Below are 17,832 nucleotides of genomic sequence, written 5' to 3'. Positions count from 1 at the left end.
TTTATTTTTTTAGTTTTCGCTGAGCACTAAAAATATCTTCTAAATGTTCTTTAATCGTTTCATAGACATCAGGATTTTCATCTTTAGCGACTTCTCTGAGTAAGATGGAAGTAGGATGTAATAGCTTTTGCGTCAAACGATGAGCCATTTCCTGCATGACAATGGCTGCATCATCGCCAGAGGCTAAACGATCTAATGCATGGTTTAATTCAAATGCTTTAACTTTATCTCCATGAGCACGATACTCACTAATTGTCGCTCCAGCTTGTGAAACTTTCTGCTGAGTCACCAATTGTGTTGCTAGTTGATTGACCATCACTTCAGCTTCAACAGCGGCTTGGCGTCGCTGCGCTAAGTTTTCATCAATAACACCTTGAAGATCGTCCACCCCATAAAGGTAAACCCCATCCAAACTTTCAACCTTAGATTCAATATCGCGAGGAACAGCCAAATCCACCATCAACATTTGACGGTAACGACGTTTTTTGAGTGCTGACTTAACATCTTGATAGGAAATGACCTGATGTAAACTTCCTGTACAACTTGAAATCACATCAGCGCGATGTAAATTTTGAGCTAAATCAACAAAAGGAATAATTTCTACCGCAACGCGATGTGATATTTCTTGCGCTAAAATTTCCGCCCGTTCCTGACCACGGTTACAAATTAAAATTTTAGCAACGCCCATTTCGGCTAAATGCTTTGCAACCAAGCTATTCATTTCACCTGCTGCAACCACCATAACGCTTAATTGTTCAGGCTTACTAAAAACTTGTAGTGCTAACTGTGCTACCGCATAACCCATGGATACAGCATGACTACCGACCGCTGTTTCTGAACGCACTTTCTTAGCAGCATAAAATGCATATTCGAAAATACGATTTAAATTTTGTGAAACAACTTCAGACTCTTTTGCTAAATTAAGTGCAGACTTAACTTGCCCCATAATCTGAGGCTCTCCAAGCATGAGTGAATCTAATCCTGATGCAACACGCATCAAATGTGTCACAGCATCTGTATTTTCATAACGGTAAATATGATTTTGTAATTGTTTTACATCAATGCCATTTTTTTGAGCGAGCCAATCTAATACCATCTCCGCATTATCAGCGATGGCGTAGACTTCAGTACGATTACAGGTTGACACCACAACCATATCGTTCAGCTGGTCATGGTGACTTTGTTCAGCCAACAATAGTTTTAACTTTTCAGGGTTAAAAGCAACTTGCTCTCGTAATTCAACTGAGGCTGTTTGATGGTTGACACCCAATGCAAAGAAAGACATATCAGATCATCAATTGGCTAAATTTATGCTATTGTGCAATAACGGTGTCATAAAAAGCAGTACTTGGATAAAAAAATTGCGTCAAACAATGAGCCGCACAACCGGCATGACAATTCGACAGTATTCTACCACACTCTTGTTAGTGAGTAGCATGACTTACAGTGCTCATATTAGAGCATCTGGAGAATTTTACCATGCCAATTTAAATCATAAAGTTTTACAACAGGCTATGGTTGCAGAATTTGCTTTAGCTGCACATGACACACCGACTGCTTTACACAACTATACCGTACTTGCAATCCAAACCAGTTCAACAGCTTTAAAACAACGTGCACTTAACGTCGCACTCGAACAAAACGACTTACAAGCCGCTTTAGATATTGCAACCCATTGGGTCGTGCAAGAACCCAAAGATGTACCTGCAAAATTCTATCTTGCGCATATCGCATTAAAGTCACACGAATATGAACTTGCTGCTGATGTGCTCGATGATATTTTAAATTTAGATCCTGAATCAGATTTAGAACAAATTCTTGAAGGAATTTCTCCGGAATCCCCTGAGGATCGAGCATATTTATTAAACACTTTGCGTAATAGTAAAACGCGTAACAATCCTTCAATTCTCGTTTTGATTGCGAGTTTACAAGCACAAAATAATGAAATCGAAAATGCCTTAATTACTTTAAATAAAGCATTAAAAAAACGCCCCAAATCAACAGGGTTTATCTTACTGAAAGCCAACTTACTCATGGCTTTAGGCAACGAAGAAGAGACGCTAAAATGGTTTGAAAAAAGTGCTCGTAAAAATCGTAATAATTTAGAGCTAAGTCTGGCTGAAATCCGCTACTTAATTAAACTGAATAAAAATGAACAGGCGTTAAGCAAATTAAAACGCATCATAAAAAAATGGCCTGATTCGGAAGAAGCTCTTTTTATCGCTGGTCTAACCTCAATTGATCTCAAAGAATATGAGCTTGCTGAACAGTATTTAGTCGAACTACGTGCATCTGGACAGTATCAAAATGATGCTTATTTTTATTTGGCATTAAATGCTGAACGAAAACAACATTTTGAAACAGCTAAAGCTTATTATCGACTTGTAGATGGTAATTTATATATGGTTTCTAGACGAAATCTAATTTCAATCTATGACAAACAAAATCGCTTAAGTGATGCGCTGCGCTTTCTGACTCAGGAACGGGTGAATTACCCCCAATATGCGAGTTTCTTATATCAAGCACAAGCTGAAATACTCAAAAAAATGGGCAATAACAAAGCTGCCTTGGGCTTACTCAAAGAAGCGGCTAAAAACTTAACTGATGACCCTGAAATTTTATATTCTCAAGTCTTATTACTTGATCCATTTACGGATCGCGATCAATTAGATGAATTGCTTAAAAAATTACTCACGATCGAACCCAATAGTCCAACATATCTGAATGCGTATGCATATACTCTGGCGTTGCAAAATCGTCGTTTAGATGAGGCGAGACAATATGCCGAACAAGCTTTAGACAATGCCCCAGAACAAGCATCTATCTTAGATACCTTAGGCTATATCTGCTTTCTTCAAAACGATTTTGACACTTCCACCCGTGTACTTGCGAAAGCATATCAACTCAGCCAAAGTCCAAATATCGGCATTCGATATGCTAAATCGCTTTATATGCTGGGTTCACTGGAAGAATTTAGCCAAGTGTTACATCAACTCCATAAAAATCATCCAAATCATCCTCAATTGGATCAACTCGATAGTTTATTGTTGCCACAAAATATCAAAAAGAGTTAATACTGTATGATCTTAAATTTAAAATCATTATTCCTGATTGCCACAAGTAGTGCGCTTCTTGGGTTAACTGGCTGTCAAGCAATTCAAACTCAACCATCACCGCCAACAACGCAAAACCTTGAACAATCAAATCAATTTAATCTTCAGGGTAAAATTGGCGTTAAGACCCCCAAGCAATCAGGCAGTGCTTTTTTTACTTGGCAACAGCAAGATGAACAGTTTGATATCGAGTTAAGCGGAATTCTTGGAGTCGGTAAAACTCAAATCTCAGGTCAACCTGGTCAAGTGACACTGAACAGTGCCAAAACTGGTGAAATTACAGCCAACTCACCTGAAGAGTTATTGTTTCGTGCAACAGGTTGGGAAGCACCAATTACTTATTTAGTCGATTGGGTACAAGCTAAGCAAGCGACTGAAGAAGCTGAAATTCAAAAAGACGAATCGATGCGAATCAGTGAAATTAAAGAACAAGGTTGGCATATTCAATTATCTTACAACGGTCAATCTACACAACCAAACCGTTTGATTTTAAAGCAACAACTTGAAGATGGAACTGAAAATCGTATTACAATGGTAATTCAAAATCGTTAAGTTTGATTATTTATGATTCGTGTACCCTCCCCTGCAAAACTGAATTTGTTTTTACACATTACGGGGCGCCGTGAAAATGGTTACCATGAGTTGCAAACTATTTTTCAGTTGATAGATCTTTGTGATTGGATGGAATTTACTCCAATCTCTAACCAATCTATCTCCATTTCAGGCCTATCAGAAGTAAGTCTTGAACAAAATTTGATTTATCGTGCAATGATGATGCTGAAACCCTATGCCAAAAGTGAAAAATTAGGCATTCATGTCAACATCGAAAAAAATATACCGATGGGTGCAGGACTCGGTGGTGGCTCTTCAAATGCGGCTACCGCGTTATTAATCATGAATCAACTTTGGCAATGTGGCTTAAATCGTAATCAATTAGCAGAAATTGGTGTACAACTGGGTGCTGATGTTCCCATCTTCATCCATGGTCGTAATGCATGGGCAGAAGGTATTGGTGAACACTTAACATTCATAGACTTAGATCAAAAACAATACATTGTGTTAAAACCTGACTGTTTTATCAGCACTCAACTGCTTTTTTCACAAAAATCGTTGACAAGAGACACGAAGACCTCTAAATTTTGCGCCTATCAGATAAAGCCATCTGATTTCAGAAATAACTTTGAACCTCTGGCAAGAAGTCTATATGCTGAAGTCGATGAAGCAATGCAATATTTAGATCAGTTCGGTGTTGCAAAACTTACAGGTACAGGTGCTTGTGTTTTTACTGAAGTAACGACTGAAATGAACATTGATGACATTCTTGCTCATTCACCTTGTAAAGCTTACTTAGTGAATAGTTTAGAACAATCACCATTGAATCAAATCATCGTTTAAATGATAGGGGCGTCGCCAAGTGGTAAGGCAGCGGGTTTTGATCTCGCCATCCGTTGGTTCGAATCCAGCCGCCCCTGCCAATTTAGTTCAAAAAGACAGAACATTGGTATCATGAGTTGAGTCAAACAATCTTGACAAACCCATACAAAACCATTAAAGTTCTGCCGCATTAGGGGCGTCGCCAAGTGGTAAGGCAGCGGGTTTTGATCTCGCCATCCGTTGGTTCGAATCCAGCCGCCCCTGCCATCTCATTCTATACATTTCAACCGCCAAGGGTGCTTCATGCCCAATCTTGTCGTTTTTAGTGGAACTGCGCATCCACAATTCGCCCAAAAAGTCGTTAGCCACTTGCATATCCCTCTAGGTGCTGCATCTGTAGGTCAATTCTCTGATGGTGAAATCGCTGTCGAAATCACTGAGAATGTCCGTGGTAAAGACGTATTCATCGTTCAGCCTACTTGTGCTCCAACTAATGATAACCTTATGGAAATCTTAGTAATGGCAGATGCATTGCGTCGTGCAAGTGCTGGTCGTATCACTGCTGTGATTCCTTATTTCGGTTATGCTCGCCAAGACCGTCGTCCTCGTTCTTCACGTGTTCCAATTACTGCAAAAGTAGTAGCAGATATGCTAACAACTGTAGGTATTGACCGTGTTGTGATGATCGATCTTCATGCTGACCAAATTCAAGGTTTCTTCGACATCCCTGTAGACAACATTTACGGTACGCCAGCGCTTTTAGCTGACTTACGTCAACAGTCTCATGACAACCTTATGGTTGTTTCGCCAGACGTTGGTGGTGTTGTTCGTGCTCGTGCTGTTGCGAAACAAATGGGCGATATCGATTTAGCTATCATCGACAAACGTCGTCAAAAAGCAAATGAATCACAAGTGATGCATTTGATTGGTGATGTTAAAGATCGCGACTGTGTGATCGTTGATGACATGGTTGATACAGCTGGTACTTTATGTAAAGCCGCTGATGCATTGAAGACTTTTGGTGCGCGTCGTGTCGTAGCATATGCTACTCACCCTGTTTTATCTGGTAAAGCGATCGAGAATTTGAAAAACTCTGTTATCGACGAACTTGTTGTGACAGATACAATTCCGCTTTCAGAAGAAGCTTTAGCTCTTGGTAAGATTCGCCAAGTTTCAGTTGCGAGTATGGTTGCTGAAACAATTCGTCGTATTAACAACGAAGAATCTATTAGCGCAATGTTTGATTCTTATCTATAATAGAGCGCTAAAATTTTAAAGCCCTGCCTTTTGGTAGGGCTTTCTATCACTAGATCGGTCGCAGATCTAGTTCACTTAACTTAAATAGGATGTCTCTCATGGCAAACTTCGTATTAAATGCAGTAGCACGTGAAGAAGCAGTACAAGGGAAAGGTGCGAGCCGCCGCCTTCGTCTTCAATCTAAAGTTCCTGCTATCATCTATGGTGGTGATGCTGCACCTGTAGCAATTACACTTGAGCTTCGTCAGCTTGTTAAATACTTAGAAGACAACGCTTTCTTTGAAGAAGTAATTGAAATTGATGTTGATGGTAAAGTTGAAAGCGTTAAAATCCAAGCTTTACAACGTCACCCAGCTAAAAACACTCCAATGCACGCTGACTTCAAACGCGCATAAGTGTTGATGGTGTAAATTAGTGTCTCATATTTCACTGATTGTTGGTTTGGGCAACCCTGGTAAAGAGTATGCTCAAACCCGCCATAATGCAGGCTTCTGGTATGTAGAACGTCTTGCAGAACAATATGGCATAACACTTAAAAATGACCCTAAGTTTAATGGATTAAGTGGTCGCGGTAATGTAGAAGGACAAGATGTTCGACTTTTATTACCTTCAACCTTTATGAACCGTTCTGGTCAAAGTGTTGTACCCTTCGCAAAATTCTACCAAATCTCTCCAGAAGCAATGCTTATTGCTCACGATGAACTTGATATGGATCCAGGTATCATTCGCCTCAAAACGGGTGGTGGTCATGGTGGTCATAACGGTTTACGTGACGTTGTTCCTCATACTGGCCCTAACTTCCATCGTTTACGTATTGGAATTGGACACCCTGGATCAAAAGACCGTGTATCAGGTCATGTTCTAGGTAAAGCACCCTCAAGTGAACAAACGCTCATTGACGATGCAATTCATCACGCACTAAGTCGTACAAAATTATTAGTGAATGGTGAAATTCAGCAGGCAATGAATCAAATAAATGCCTACAAGCCGTAGTTGATAAATTTAATTTTTGTTCAACAATTTTTCTTGCCACGATGAAAATTTGAGGGCAAAATGCGCTTTCAAATGCTTCACCCAAATTAAAAAACTGTTGTTTCTAGATAATAAAACAATCTTAGAACAACTCAGGAGACGCTTCCCATGCTATCTCGTTTATTAAAAGCTAAAATCCACCGTGCAGTTGTAACACAAGCTGAACTTCATTATGAAGGTTCATGTGCAATTGATGGTGTATTACTAGATTTAGCTGGTATTCGTGAATATGAAGAAATTCATATTTGGAATGTAACTAATGGCAAGCGTTTTACAACTTACGCAATCCGTGGTGAAGAAAACTCAGGCATTATTTCTGTAAATGGTGGTGCTGCTCACCAAGCAGATTTAGGTGACATTATTATTATCGCGACTTTCGGTGATTTTACTGTTGCAGAAGCTGATGCACATAAACCACGTTTGGTTTATGCAAATCCAGATAACACTGTGAATCACACAGCAAATTGTATTCCTGTCCAAGTTGCTTAATGATTGACTAAAAACTCGCTTACTTGAGCGAGTTTTTTTATAACAAATTATCATAGAATTACTCTTCATCCACCAACTGCAAGCTCTGGCTAATCCCATCTGCTCTTAACCAAGCTAATTCATAACTGGCATTCGCCAAAGCTAGAACCCGACGTTCAAACTCAGTCCAGATCGGTTTAACATGTGGAGCTGAAATACCTAAACCACTCTGCTCTGCTAAATGCTTGTTTTTTTCACAAATTTTAAGCGCATGATATAATTTTCGGCCTTTTGAAGCATTCTCCAATACTCGGATTCTTTTTGATTCAATGAATTTTTCCACCTCAGAAAGTTGAGCATGAGGAAGCATTGGAACCAAAATTTGATCCAGTTGTTGATCTAAACGTTTCCAAATACTCAGTCGTTGTTCCTCATTATAAGTATTCCACTGAATTACTTCGTGATTAAAACGTCGACAACCACGACATACCGCATCACCAAACACTGTTGAACAACGTCCCGCACATGGTGTTAATGAAGGGATTCGACGCGCTGTATTCAAAACATTTTCCTCATATAAAACCATAAATTTTCTATGGCTTTCTCGCATATTTTCAAAAATCGCGTTAGAATACGCGCCTGATTTTATCCCTATATTAATACATTTGGAGTACTCCATGAACGCTACTGTAGAACAGCTTGCACCTGTAGAACAGCAAGCGACCACTGGTTGGGTTGTTGCGGCACTTTATCAATTTAAAGAAGTTGAAGATTCTCTAGCACTTCAACAAAAATTACTTGAGTTGGTAAAAACCATCAACCTATGCGGTACTCTTATTGTTGCCCATGAAGGGATTAACGGAACAGTTGCAGGTGACCGCCATGCAATTGATGTCATTCATCAATTCCTTTTAAATGAAGGATTTAATGACATGGAATATAAAGAGTCACACAGTGACGAAAAACCATTCCGTAAAATGAAAATCAAACATAAAAAAGAAATCGTGACTTTAGGTGTTCCAGTGAAACCACGCGACTTGGTTGGTCACTATCTAGACCCTAAAGAATGGAACGAACTCATTGCACGTGATGACGTGATCTTAGTCGATACAAGAAATGATTACGAGTACAAAGCAGGCACATTCAAAGGGGCAATTGATCCAAAAACTGAAACGTTCCGCGAATTCCCTGAATATGTAAAAAACAATCTTGAACAGCATAAAGATAAAAAGATTGCCATGTTTTGTACAGGCGGGATTCGTTGTGAAAAATCAACTTCACTACTTCTTCAAGAAGGCTTTAAAGAGGTATATCACCTCAAAGGTGGTATTCTTAAATATTTAGAAGAAACCCCTCCTGAAGAAAGTTTATGGGAAGGTGAATGCTTTGTTTTTGATGGTCGTACTGCGGTTACACACGGAGTGGAAGAAGGTCAAAATGTGAAGTGCCATGCTTGTGGTTGGCCATTAACCCCCGAAGAAGTAGCATTACCAAGTTACGAACATGGCGTATCATGTGTTTATTGTATCGATAAAACAACAGAAAAGCAGAAAGAAGGTTTCCGTATGCGCCAGTCTCAGATTATTGCTGCAAAACGTAAACGCCTCTAAATAAAAAATATTTTATTTAACTTACAAAAGCGTTGTCTACATTACAGTGTAGATGACGCTTTTTACATTGAACAAACAAAATTTCAATTCTGATATATCACCATTACAAAGTTATTTTATAACAACACAAAACACATGAAGTCATTCAGATAAATTTAATACGAAGGAAATAAATTTAGCTCAAGGATGAAAATCATGAATCGATTGCCATTCAAATATCTTCCTATTCAACGGAATTTTGCTCACCATAATCATTTAGATCGTGTATCAGCTGTACCGACACATTTAAAATTTATATATATCGATTCACATAATTCTGATGTTAGATTGCATATACGTAACCAATCCCATTATTTTATCGTAACGTTAGGTGCTTGTATCGGCGCAATTATTGCTTTAGCAATCGGTTTTCAGATGAGAGATTCAATGACTCTTGTCTTCATCATCAGCGTAACGCCCCTTCTCGTCAGCTATATCCTACGAGAAGTCTATGTTCATACACTTATACAAATTCAACACCCTGAATTAATGCATTAACTTAATTTCACTGTATTTTTTCTTAAAAACCTCTAGCATAGGTTTAACTTTAAAATACAAATCACTTATGAAAGATTGGATCATTTCAGTGATGGAGCAATTGGGCTATTTCGGCATTGCTCTATTGATGTTTCTCGATAATGTTTTTCCACCTATACCCTCAGAGATTATTATGCCTTCAGCTGGCTATACCGCTTCTCAGGGTCAATTACTTTTGATCGGTGTCATTATTTCAGGAAGTATAGGTTCACTCTCAGCTGCCGCTACGCTGTATTGGTTAGGACGTAAGATCTCTGATCAAAAGCTCTATGCGTTCGTTGAGAAATATGGCAAGTATTTATTTATTAAAGTAGCTGATGTTGATAAATCATTAGAATGGTTTGAAAGATATGGACATCGAATCGTTTTTTTTGGACGTATGGTTCCAGCAGTACGATCTCTTATTAGCATACCTGCAGGCATGAGCAAAATGCCTTTTGCAAAGTTTATGTTTTATAGTGGTTTAGGCACGGTTATATGGACCACCTTTTTAGCATATGTGGGTTATTATTTTGGAAATAATTCTGAAATGATGCACAAAATATTTAGCCAAGTAAGCTATCTCATTCTCGCTATTGTGATCAGCATAATCATTTGGATTGTGTACCGCAGACAAAAAAGAAAGAACTCAAAATAAAAAAGCACCTTACGGTGCTTTTTAATTAGTTCGGCGTATGATACATCAAATACAATTCATTCAAGTTATCTGGAATTTCTTCTGCAAGCTCATCCATCAATTGACCGTTACGGCGGAAAGATTCCATTTGAGGATCTTCTTCGTCAACACCACTAAACACCATAATTGGCAGAGTAAGATCAACCAATTGCTCTTCAAACTCAGGTGTGAACCATGCATCTTCATTCAAGAACATTGCATCGACAAAGCCTACACTCCAATCCCCAAGGCTTGACTCTACATCTGCTTCTTCAATTTCAAAAGGAAATTCAATACCTTCTTCATTGGCAAGTTTTTGACGTAAATCTTCTAACCAAAGTTTAATTTGAGCTACGATCTCTGCAGGCACTTTCTTTTGATTATTGTCAAATAATTCATCCAACCAACGATCAAATTGAGGACCTACAGCTGTCGCACACAAAAAACCATGAGTTGCAGCAAAATCTAGACCATGCTCATTTTGGTCGCCATCTAAGTAGTCACTTAACAAGTCTAAATCTAATGCACTCATTGTATTTCCAAAGGTTGTATCTTAATTCCGTAGAATAACATTTTAGATCAGGATACCCAATCTAATTTAGTCTTCATCATCGTCGAAATCATCATCGTCAAAATCATATTCAAGATCTTTCAATTCACGATCTAAACGACGCTGTGCAAGTAAGTCATCAATCAAGCGACGCTTTTCTAATGATTCTTTGGCGCTAATTTTGCTCGTAGTTTCATCAAAACTAACATCATCATCACCGTAGTTATCATCTAGTTCAAAATCTGTAGAAGACACTAAAACTACCTCATGTGTGAAAAAATGAATGGGGCTAGGCGCTATTTATCTTTGTTCAGAATACTTGTCAAGTTTTATTTTATTTTTCGCTGATATTTATACAAATTTTAGTTTTTTTTGGACAAAAAAATATGTCATTATTTAATCAAGGATCAGAGCCTTATTGCTGGTTTAAAATAAAAAGCATGATGTGCTTGAAATCAACAATTTTGACCCAATATTGACTTAAACAACTTAATTCATTGGTTTTCAAAACCAATTATACTGAGTTAATACGATACTAAAGATAAGTTAATTGTGCTAGAATGCACGGTTTTTCCCCGCCACAGATTCAACGAGAAGAGAGCAAAGATGAGCGATATGCATTCCCCTACTTCACAAGTAGCGGCTCTGATTAGCCGAGGCAAAGAACAAGGTTACTTAACCTACGCTGAGGTTAACGATCATCTCCCAGACTCGATCACTGAAAGCGAACAGATTGAAGATATCATTCAGATGCTTCAAGACGTTGGTATTCCTGTACACGAACGTGCGCCAGAATCTGACGATGCAATGTTTGATGGTAGTAGCGCAGAAACGACTGACGAAGTTGCTGAAGAAGAAGCAGCTGCAGTTTTAGCATCTGTAGAAAATGAGCCTGGTCGTACAACTGACCCTGTTCGTATGTATATGCGAGAAATGGGAACAGTTGAACTGTTGACTCGTGAAGGCGAAATTCAGATTGCAAAACGTATCGAAGAAGGTATTCGTGACGTTTTAAACTCAATTGCTTATTGGCCAAATGCGGTTGAAGTTGTATTACAAGAATATAAAGATTACGAAACTGGCGAGCGTCGTTTAGCCGATATCCTTTCAGGCTATTTAGATCCAGAGTCTGATGAAGAAATTCCAGAAGTTTTAGAAGAAGTTGATGCTGATCTTGAAGAAGAAACAGAGACTAAACCAACTAAAGATGTAAAACTTGATGACGATGATGATGAAGAGTCTGAAAGTGATGATGATTCTGAGGGTGATTCAGGTCCAGACCCTGAAATCGCAAAAGTGCGTTTTGCAGAGTTAGAAGCTGCGTGGAATGCGACTAAAGATGCGATCGCAAAACATGGTCGTAACAGTAAAGAAGGTAAAGCAGCTCTTGAGTCGCTCGCAACCGTCTTTATGATGTTTAAGTTCACACCACGTTTGTTTGACATCATTTCTGAAATGATTCGTGGCACGCATGAACAAATTCGTACAGCAGAACGTGAAGTAATGCGCTACGCAGTTCGTCGTGGTCGTATGGATCGTACTCAATTCCGTACAACGTTCCCTGGTCAAGAATCAAACCCATCTTGGTTAGATGAGCAAATTGCTAAAGCCACTGCTGACCAAAAACCATACTTAGAGAAAGTACGCCCTGACGTTCTTGCTTTCCAACAAAAAATCGCTGATATCGAAAAAGATCTAGACCTTACTGTACTTGAAATTAAAGATATTTCTAAACGTATGGCGATTGGTGAAGCAAAAGCACGTCGTGCTAAAAAAGAAATGGTTGAGGCGAACTTACGTTTGGTCATCTCCATTGCGAAAAAATATACCAACCGTGGTTTACAGTTCCTCGATCTGATTCAGGAAGGTAACATCGGCTTGATGAAAGCCGTAGATAAGTTTGAATACCGTCGTGGTTATAAGTTCTCGACTTATGCAACTTGGTGGATTCGTCAGGCGATTACACGTTCAATTGCTGACCAAGCACGTACGATTCGTATCCCTGTACATATGATTGAAACCATTAACAAGATCAACCGCGTATCTCGTCAATTGCTTCAAGAAATGGGACGTGAACCTACGCCTGAAGAGTTAGGTGAACGCCTTGAAATGGATGAAGTCAAAGTTCGTAAAGTGCTTAAGATCGCTAAAGAACCAATTTCGATGGAGACACCGATCGGTGATGATGAAGACTCACATCTTGGTGACTTCATTGAAGATGGTAACATCACTTCACCAGTTGATGCTGCAACTTCAGAAGGCTTGAAAGAAGCAACACGTGAGGTACTTGAAAACCTCACTGAACGTGAAGCTAAAGTCTTGAAGATGCGTTTTGGTATTGATATGCCGACGGACCACACGTTGGAAGAAGTTGGTAAACAGTTTGATGTAACACGCGAACGTATTCGTCAGATTGAAGCAAAAGCGTTACGTAAATTACGTCATCCATCGCGTTCTGAACATTTACGCTCGTTCCTTGAGAATGACTAATCTACCCATAGGATAATACAGGCTTGAATATGGGGGACACTCCCCCATAATATAAAGCATGTAGCAAATAATTCTAAATACCTGCGCCTAGCAGGTATTTTTACTAATGAGGTGTCCTATGACTGACATGATCGATCGCACTCCATCACGCGAACTACAAGAACATCTTTGGGTGTTTCCGATGGATTATCCAATTAAATTGATTGGTCTTGCAGGTGAGGATTTACGCAAAGCCGTGAATGACATTTTTGTTAAACATTTCCCTGATTTTGATGGGAATGCAATGACAGTGACACCATCGCGTACAGGCAAGTATCATTCAATTACTGCGCAACTTCGTTTTGAAGAGCTTGAGCAAGTACATCAAGTATATGCAGACTTGGCTGCTTGCCCTTTAATTAGAACTGCACTTTGATAAAAAAACACGCTTCATGCGTGTTTTTTTATGTTTGTTAATTATTCATCAAGTATGTGCCTAGGTCACACTTAATTCAACAATATTGTCTATAATAAAACTCATTTTTGAATGTGAGCCTTAACCTCCGTGGATGTCAAAACCAAACCTCAATTGATTATTCGTCACTATACCCAAACCACTTCTTATGAAGATCGCTTCCAAGAAATGAAGCTGATGACAGAACAGCGTGACGAACAAACAGCAGATGAATTTTGGATTTTGCAGCACAATTCTGTGCTTACCCAAGGACAAGCTGGCAAACCAGAACATATATTAGTGCCTAGCCATATCCCAGTTGTTCAAACTGATCGTGGTGGACAAGTCACTTGGCATGGTCCAGGACAATTAGTTGCATATTTTATGTTTGATTTAAATCGATTAGGCTGGAATGTCCGTACTTTAGTCAGCTATGCAGAAAATGTCATGATCGATTTATTAAAAAAATACGGTATCGAAGCTTATGCTAAACCAGATGCACCTGGTGTTTATGTTGATGGTAGAAAAATTGGATCTCTGGGCTTTAAAATCCGAAAAGGTCGCAGTTATCATGGACTCTCACTTAATATAGATTGTGACCTGGAAGGCTTCCAAACTATTAATCCATGTGGTTATGCAGGTCTTGAAATGGTCAGAATCTCTGATTTGATAAATCCCTACCCAAGTTTTGATATGTTAGTTCAAGACCTCATTGCCTATCTAAAAAAAAGTGACCTGTTCAGTCAAATTATCGTGAATGATCATTAAAACTCCTTTACTTTGTCATTAGATAATTTTAGAGTATTTACTCTAAATTATAAAACTATGTGATAAGGGACAAGTGAGTGATTTCTATTAATTCTGTAAAGCCCGCGCTAGAACAAGCTTATGTCAAACTCATGCTTGACGTGATTGGCAGAGGCTTAGCGATGGCAAGTCAAGTCGATGAAGAAATAAAACAGGAAATTGCTAAATTTCCTGTCGGCTTCACGATTTCAATGGACGTTTTCAACAGTGATGCAGCATTTATTGCACAAGTGAATCCACAACATCAACTTGTCTTAATCGACCATGCATCAAAAAAACCAGATTTAACGATTACCTTTAAACATATGCATCATGCTTTTTTGGTATTTTCTTTCCAAGAAAGTACTGCACAAGCATTTGCAAATGACCGTATGATTGCTGATGGCGATTTAGGTCATGCAATACGTTTAGTGCGTTGTCTGAATAAAATGGAAGCCCTTATTCTTCCAAAATTAGTCGCTGAACTTGCAGTCAAAGAATATCCGGTCAATCTGTCATTAAAAGAAAAATTGACAGGTGCAGCAAATATTTATCTCAAAGTTGCTCAGTCATATATTAAAGGGAGTGCTTAAGCATGGCTAAACCATATTATGAATTTTTCTGTCCAGTTAAAGTGATTGCTGGTAATGCTGCGCTTGAACACATTCCATTTGAGCTAGATTCAATGGGTTCAAAAAAACCACTCATCATCACAGACAAAGGCGTACGTGCCAATGGTCTACTTGAACCAGTGGAAGCTGCTTTTGCAGCGACAGAAGTAAAAATTGGCTCAATTTTTGATGAAGTTCCACCGGACTCAAGTTTAGAAACAGTAAAAGCCGTGACTGAGATGTATCGTAACAATCAATGCGATGCCATCATTGCAATTGGTGGTGGTTCAGTCATCGACACAGCAAAAGCTGCCAATATTCTCGTCTCGGAAGGAGGCGATGATCTGCTGAAATATTCAGGAGCTCACAACCTACCTCGCCCATTAAAGCCTTTTTTTGTTATCCCAACAACATCAGGTACAGGCTCTGAAGTCACGATGGTTGCTGTGGTTTCAGATACAGCGAATAATCAAAAAATGGCATTTGCTTCAAAATATTTAATGCCTAGTGCTGCAATTTTAGATCCACGTATGACTTTAACATTACCTCCACACCTGACAGCAATGACAGGAATGGATGCAATGACACATGCAGTTGAGGCCTATACGTGTTTGGCAGCGAATCCTATCAGTGATGCTTACGCTACTGCTGCAATTAAAAAAATTAGTGAAAACTTGTTTAAAGTTTTGGAAAATCCAAAAGATGCTGATGCCCGTTTAGAACTTGCTCAAGCATCAACCATGGCTGGAATTGCATTCTCAAATGCAATGGTCGGTATTGTTCACTCCCTTGGACACGCTCTAGGTGCAGTTGCTCACTTACCACATGGTTTGTGCATGAACTTATTCCTCCCTTATGTGCTCGATTACAACAAGGATGTTAATGGCGATAAGATTGCTGATCTGTTACTACCGCTTGCAGGTACTGATATCTATGCACAGATACCAGCAAATCAACGTGCAGATAAAGCTATTGCGATTATCAACACAATGCGTGATCGCATTTATGATTTAACTAAACTGCCACGTACATTACGTGAGACAGGCAAAGTTACCCAATCTCAATTAGATGAAGTTGCCGAAAAAGCGTTAAATGACGGATCTATCATTTTCAACCCTAAAGAAGCGACATTAAAAGATTTGAAATCTATCTTAGAAAAAGCTTGGTAAATTTCTCAAAATAAGTAAAGATACGCTTAAAACTAGCCTGATGTTTTTTTAGACATCAGGCTTTTCATTTGTTAGTTGTTTTAACTCATGAGTTCAATACCTTTGGCATAAATCCTGCTAAAAAAACTCGCACAAACTACTGACAAACTGCATCAATTTGGTTTAGATTGGCGCACTTTTTAAAAAACATTAGGGGGGATCGTTCGTCTCAAACGATCCTTAATTGATTTGACTGATCCTTGATCAACGATTAAGAGGATAAAGCCGTTGACTAATATAACTGGGACTCAATCGGCAGCTAAACTGCAAAAAACGCTAGGACTCTGGCACATCATTATTATCGGTTTAGCTTATATTCAGCCAATGACGTTGTTTGATACTTTCGGTTTGGTATCAGAAGAAAGTAATTTCCACGTTCCTACATCATATATTTTTGCACTTGTTGCAATCCTACTGACTTCATTGAGTTATGGTCATATGATCCGTAGATATCCATCTTCAGGTTCAGCGTATACCTATGCTCAAAAATCTATCCACCCTAACGTTGGTTTTATGGTTGGCTGGTCATCATGGTTAGATTACCTGCTCTCACCCATGGTCAACATCATCCTTGCGGTGATTTATCTTGAGGCTTTATTCCCTGATGTCAATCATTGGGTCTGGGTCATTGTGTTAACAGCATTTATGACAGGTATTAACCTTCGTGGTGCGCGATTTGTTGCAAATTTCAACAGCTTAATTGTATTCGTACAATTAATTGTGATCGCTGTATTTACATGGATGGTCTATACCAAACTCCAAATGGGATATAACGCGGATGGTCCAATCTCTGCTGAACAACGCTACCAACTTTGGAGTTTAGAACCATTTTGGAATGAGTTAACTTCAGTGGGTGCCTTGATCACAGGTGCGACATTACTCTGCTTCTCATTCACAGGATTTGACTCACTCAGTTCTCTCGCTGAAGAAACTAAAGATACTGAGAAAACGCTACCAAAAGCGATTTTCTTAACTGCTTTAATTGCAGGGATTATCTTTATCGTCAGCACTTACTTCATGCAGATCTATTTCCCTAATAATCCGGGATCATACTTCCAGAATATTGCAGAAACTCAACCTGAAATTTTGTTGTTGGTTGGTGGATCTTTGTTCCAGTCTTATGTGCTTGCATTTGCCATCATTACTGTTATGGCATCAGGTATTTCTGCACATGCAGGTGTATCACGCCTTATGTATGTTATGGGACGCGATGGTGTCATCAATAAGAAAATTTTTGGTCACATCAGCCCTAAAAACTTCACTCCATCATATAACATCATGATTGTAGGTGCAGTCGCATTAACCGCTGGTTTTATGGATTTAGACTTTGTCATTTCATTAATTAGCTTCGGTGCGTTAACAGCATTTAGCTTTGTGAACTTATCTGTTATCTCACGCTATGCGTTACGCGATGGTCGTACTAAAACAGCGAAAGAAATTATTAATTTCGTTATCGTACCATTACTCGGCTTTATTGCAGTATTTGCATTGTGGTTAGAGGTCGATCAAGCATCGCTTAAATATGGTTTGATTTGGGCGATTGGTGGTATTTTGTATTTAGGTTATAAAACCAAAGGCTTTAAATACCCTGCTCCACAACATGATGAGTTTAATGATCGTTAAAAATTGATTTTTTAGAAAAGGCGCTTAGGCGCCTTTTTTTATCATG

Annotated in this window: 20 protein-coding genes and 2 tRNA genes; 18 read left to right on the top strand and 4 right to left on the bottom strand. The window is 38.9% G+C overall.

Annotated elements, in window-relative coordinates; genetic code table 11:
• Position 1 precedes the first annotated feature (1 nt).
• Positions 2–1,285 (bottom strand): glutamyl-tRNA reductase, encoded by a 1,284-nt coding sequence (hemA, locus tag AC1M86_RS06545; RefSeq protein WP_481607576.1) that lies wholly within the window; start codon positions 1,283–1,285, stop codon positions 2–4.
• A gap of 76 nt (positions 1,286–1,361) precedes the next feature.
• Here hemA and AC1M86_RS06540 point away from each other — a divergent pair, with 76 nt between their 5' ends.
• From AC1M86_RS06540 to panD, 9 genes are all read left to right on the top strand, one after another.
• Positions 1,362–3,074, top strand: coding sequence for a tetratricopeptide repeat protein (locus AC1M86_RS06540; RefSeq protein WP_481607575.1), 1,713 nt, complete (start codon positions 1,362–1,364; stop codon positions 3,072–3,074).
• A gap of 6 nt (positions 3,075–3,080) precedes the next feature.
• On the top strand, positions 3,081–3,665 hold the full coding sequence (gene lolB, locus AC1M86_RS06535; RefSeq protein ID WP_481607574.1) for a lipoprotein insertase outer membrane protein LolB: 585 nt from the start codon (positions 3,081–3,083) through the stop codon (positions 3,663–3,665).
• 12 nt (positions 3,666–3,677) lie between these two features.
• The gene (gene ispE, locus AC1M86_RS06530; RefSeq protein ID WP_481591781.1) at positions 3,678–4,508 is read left to right on the top strand and encodes a 4-(cytidine 5'-diphospho)-2-C-methyl-D-erythritol kinase; all 831 of its coding nucleotides are present in this window, start codon (positions 3,678–3,680) and stop codon (positions 4,506–4,508) included.
• Positions 4,509–4,513: 5 nt separating this feature from the next.
• Positions 4,514–4,588, top strand: a tRNA-Gln gene (locus tag AC1M86_RS06525).
• 91 nt (positions 4,589–4,679) lie between these two features.
• Positions 4,680–4,754 (top strand) — tRNA-Gln (locus AC1M86_RS06520).
• 36 nt (positions 4,755–4,790) lie between these two features.
• Positions 4,791–5,744 carry a ribose-phosphate pyrophosphokinase gene (locus AC1M86_RS06515; protein ID WP_035269283.1) on the top strand — a complete coding sequence of 318 codons (954 nt, stop codon included), beginning with the start codon at positions 4,791–4,793 and terminating at the stop codon, positions 5,742–5,744.
• 98 nt (positions 5,745–5,842) lie between these two features.
• Positions 5,843–6,139 (top strand): 50S ribosomal protein L25, encoded by a 297-nt coding sequence (rplY, locus tag AC1M86_RS06510; protein ID WP_035269282.1) that lies wholly within the window; start codon positions 5,843–5,845, stop codon positions 6,137–6,139.
• A 19-nt stretch (positions 6,140–6,158) separates the two neighbouring features.
• The gene (pth, locus tag AC1M86_RS06505; protein ID WP_481607573.1) at positions 6,159–6,737 is read left to right on the top strand and encodes an aminoacyl-tRNA hydrolase; all 579 of its coding nucleotides are present in this window, start codon (positions 6,159–6,161) and stop codon (positions 6,735–6,737) included.
• A gap of 147 nt (positions 6,738–6,884) precedes the next feature.
• Entirely contained in the window at positions 6,885–7,265 is a 381-nt protein-coding gene (panD, locus tag AC1M86_RS06500) for an aspartate 1-decarboxylase (protein ID WP_035269276.1), read from the top strand.
• A 58-nt stretch (positions 7,266–7,323) separates the two neighbouring features.
• Here the strand turns inward: panD and AC1M86_RS06495 are convergent, their stop codons facing one another.
• Positions 7,324–7,830, bottom strand: a complete 507-nt coding sequence (locus tag AC1M86_RS06495; RefSeq protein ID WP_180027954.1) for a DUF1289 domain-containing protein — start codon at positions 7,828–7,830, stop codon at positions 7,324–7,326.
• Between the two features lie 91 nt (positions 7,831–7,921).
• Here AC1M86_RS06495 and trhO point away from each other — a divergent pair, with 91 nt between their 5' ends.
• From trhO to AC1M86_RS06480, 3 genes are all read left to right on the top strand, one after another.
• Positions 7,922–8,854: an oxygen-dependent tRNA uridine(34) hydroxylase TrhO gene (gene trhO / locus AC1M86_RS06490; protein ID WP_035270894.1), complete on the top strand. Its 933-nt coding sequence runs from the start codon at positions 7,922–7,924 to the stop codon at positions 8,852–8,854.
• A gap of 195 nt (positions 8,855–9,049) precedes the next feature.
• Positions 9,050–9,391, top strand: a complete 342-nt coding sequence (locus AC1M86_RS06485; RefSeq protein ID WP_481607572.1) for a hypothetical protein — start codon at positions 9,050–9,052, stop codon at positions 9,389–9,391.
• Positions 9,392–9,458: 67 nt separating this feature from the next.
• Entirely contained in the window at positions 9,459–10,067 is a 609-nt protein-coding gene (locus AC1M86_RS06480; protein WP_481607571.1) for a DedA family protein, read from the top strand.
• 25 nt (positions 10,068–10,092) lie between these two features.
• On the opposite strand, the gene AC1M86_RS06475 is transcribed toward AC1M86_RS06480, so the two are convergent.
• Positions 10,093–10,617, bottom strand: coding sequence for a YecA/YgfB family protein (locus AC1M86_RS06475; RefSeq protein ID WP_179997742.1), 525 nt, complete (start codon positions 10,615–10,617; stop codon positions 10,093–10,095).
• A 66-nt stretch (positions 10,618–10,683) separates the two neighbouring features.
• Entirely contained in the window at positions 10,684–10,890 is a 207-nt protein-coding gene (locus tag AC1M86_RS06470) for a PA3496 family putative envelope integrity protein (protein ID WP_092766845.1), read from the bottom strand.
• 297 nt (positions 10,891–11,187) lie between these two features.
• Here AC1M86_RS06470 and rpoD point away from each other — a divergent pair, with 297 nt between their 5' ends.
• From rpoD to AC1M86_RS06440, 6 genes are all read left to right on the top strand, one after another.
• Complete coding sequence (gene rpoD, locus AC1M86_RS06465; RefSeq protein ID WP_481607570.1) at positions 11,188–13,125, top strand: RNA polymerase sigma factor RpoD; 1,938 nt, start codon at positions 11,188–11,190, stop codon at positions 13,123–13,125.
• A gap of 127 nt (positions 13,126–13,252) precedes the next feature.
• Positions 13,253–13,540: a YbeD family protein gene (locus AC1M86_RS06460; protein WP_481607614.1), complete on the top strand. Its 288-nt coding sequence runs from the start codon at positions 13,253–13,255 to the stop codon at positions 13,538–13,540.
• 129 nt (positions 13,541–13,669) lie between these two features.
• Entirely contained in the window at positions 13,670–14,326 is a 657-nt protein-coding gene (lipB, locus tag AC1M86_RS06455) for a lipoyl(octanoyl) transferase LipB (protein ID WP_035267889.1), read from the top strand.
• Between the two features lie 77 nt (positions 14,327–14,403).
• The gene (locus tag AC1M86_RS06450; protein WP_035267888.1) at positions 14,404–14,937 is read left to right on the top strand and encodes a hypothetical protein; all 534 of its coding nucleotides are present in this window, start codon (positions 14,404–14,406) and stop codon (positions 14,935–14,937) included.
• A 2-nt stretch (positions 14,938–14,939) separates the two neighbouring features.
• The gene (locus AC1M86_RS06445) at positions 14,940–16,124 is read left to right on the top strand and encodes an iron-containing alcohol dehydrogenase (protein ID WP_481607569.1); all 1,185 of its coding nucleotides are present in this window, start codon (positions 14,940–14,942) and stop codon (positions 16,122–16,124) included.
• Between the two features lie 267 nt (positions 16,125–16,391).
• Positions 16,392–17,786, top strand: coding sequence for an APC family permease (locus tag AC1M86_RS06440; RefSeq protein WP_035267885.1), 1,395 nt, complete (start codon positions 16,392–16,394; stop codon positions 17,784–17,786).
• The last annotated feature ends 46 nt before the right edge of the window (positions 17,787–17,832 follow it).

The sequence above is a fragment of the Acinetobacter sp. ANC_7654 genome, from assembly GCF_056779855.1.
The sequence above is the reverse complement of the archived record's forward strand: the minus strand, read 5'-3'. Positions and strand labels throughout refer to the sequence as shown.

Excerpts from the sequence above, each read along its gene's own strand:
- hemA (WP_481607576.1), bottom strand. The coding sequence starts at position 1,285 with ATGTCTTTCTTTGCATTGGGTGTCAACCATCAAACAGCCTCAGTTGAA.
- lolB (WP_481607574.1), top strand. The coding sequence starts at position 3,081 with ATGATCTTAAATTTAAAATCATTATTCCTGATTGCCACAAGTAGTGCG.
- ispE (WP_481591781.1), top strand. The coding sequence starts at position 3,678 with ATGATTCGTGTACCCTCCCCTGCAAAACTGAATTTGTTTTTACACATT.
- AC1M86_RS06515 (WP_035269283.1), top strand. The coding sequence starts at position 4,791 with ATGCCCAATCTTGTCGTTTTTAGTGGAACTGCGCATCCACAATTCGCC.
- rplY (WP_035269282.1), top strand. The coding sequence starts at position 5,843 with ATGGCAAACTTCGTATTAAATGCAGTAGCACGTGAAGAAGCAGTACAA.
- panD (WP_035269276.1), top strand. The coding sequence starts at position 6,885 with ATGCTATCTCGTTTATTAAAAGCTAAAATCCACCGTGCAGTTGTAACA.
- AC1M86_RS06495 (WP_180027954.1), bottom strand. The coding sequence starts at position 7,830 with ATGGTTTTATATGAGGAAAATGTTTTGAATACAGCGCGTCGAATCCCT.
- trhO (WP_035270894.1), top strand. The coding sequence starts at position 7,922 with ATGAACGCTACTGTAGAACAGCTTGCACCTGTAGAACAGCAAGCGACC.
- AC1M86_RS06485 (WP_481607572.1), top strand. The coding sequence starts at position 9,050 with ATGAATCGATTGCCATTCAAATATCTTCCTATTCAACGGAATTTTGCT.
- AC1M86_RS06480 (WP_481607571.1), top strand. The coding sequence starts at position 9,459 with ATGAAAGATTGGATCATTTCAGTGATGGAGCAATTGGGCTATTTCGGC.
- AC1M86_RS06475 (WP_179997742.1), bottom strand. The coding sequence starts at position 10,617 with ATGAGTGCATTAGATTTAGACTTGTTAAGTGACTACTTAGATGGCGAC.
- AC1M86_RS06460 (WP_481607614.1), top strand. The coding sequence starts at position 13,253 with ATGATCGATCGCACTCCATCACGCGAACTACAAGAACATCTTTGGGTG.
- AC1M86_RS06445 (WP_481607569.1), top strand. The coding sequence starts at position 14,940 with ATGGCTAAACCATATTATGAATTTTTCTGTCCAGTTAAAGTGATTGCT.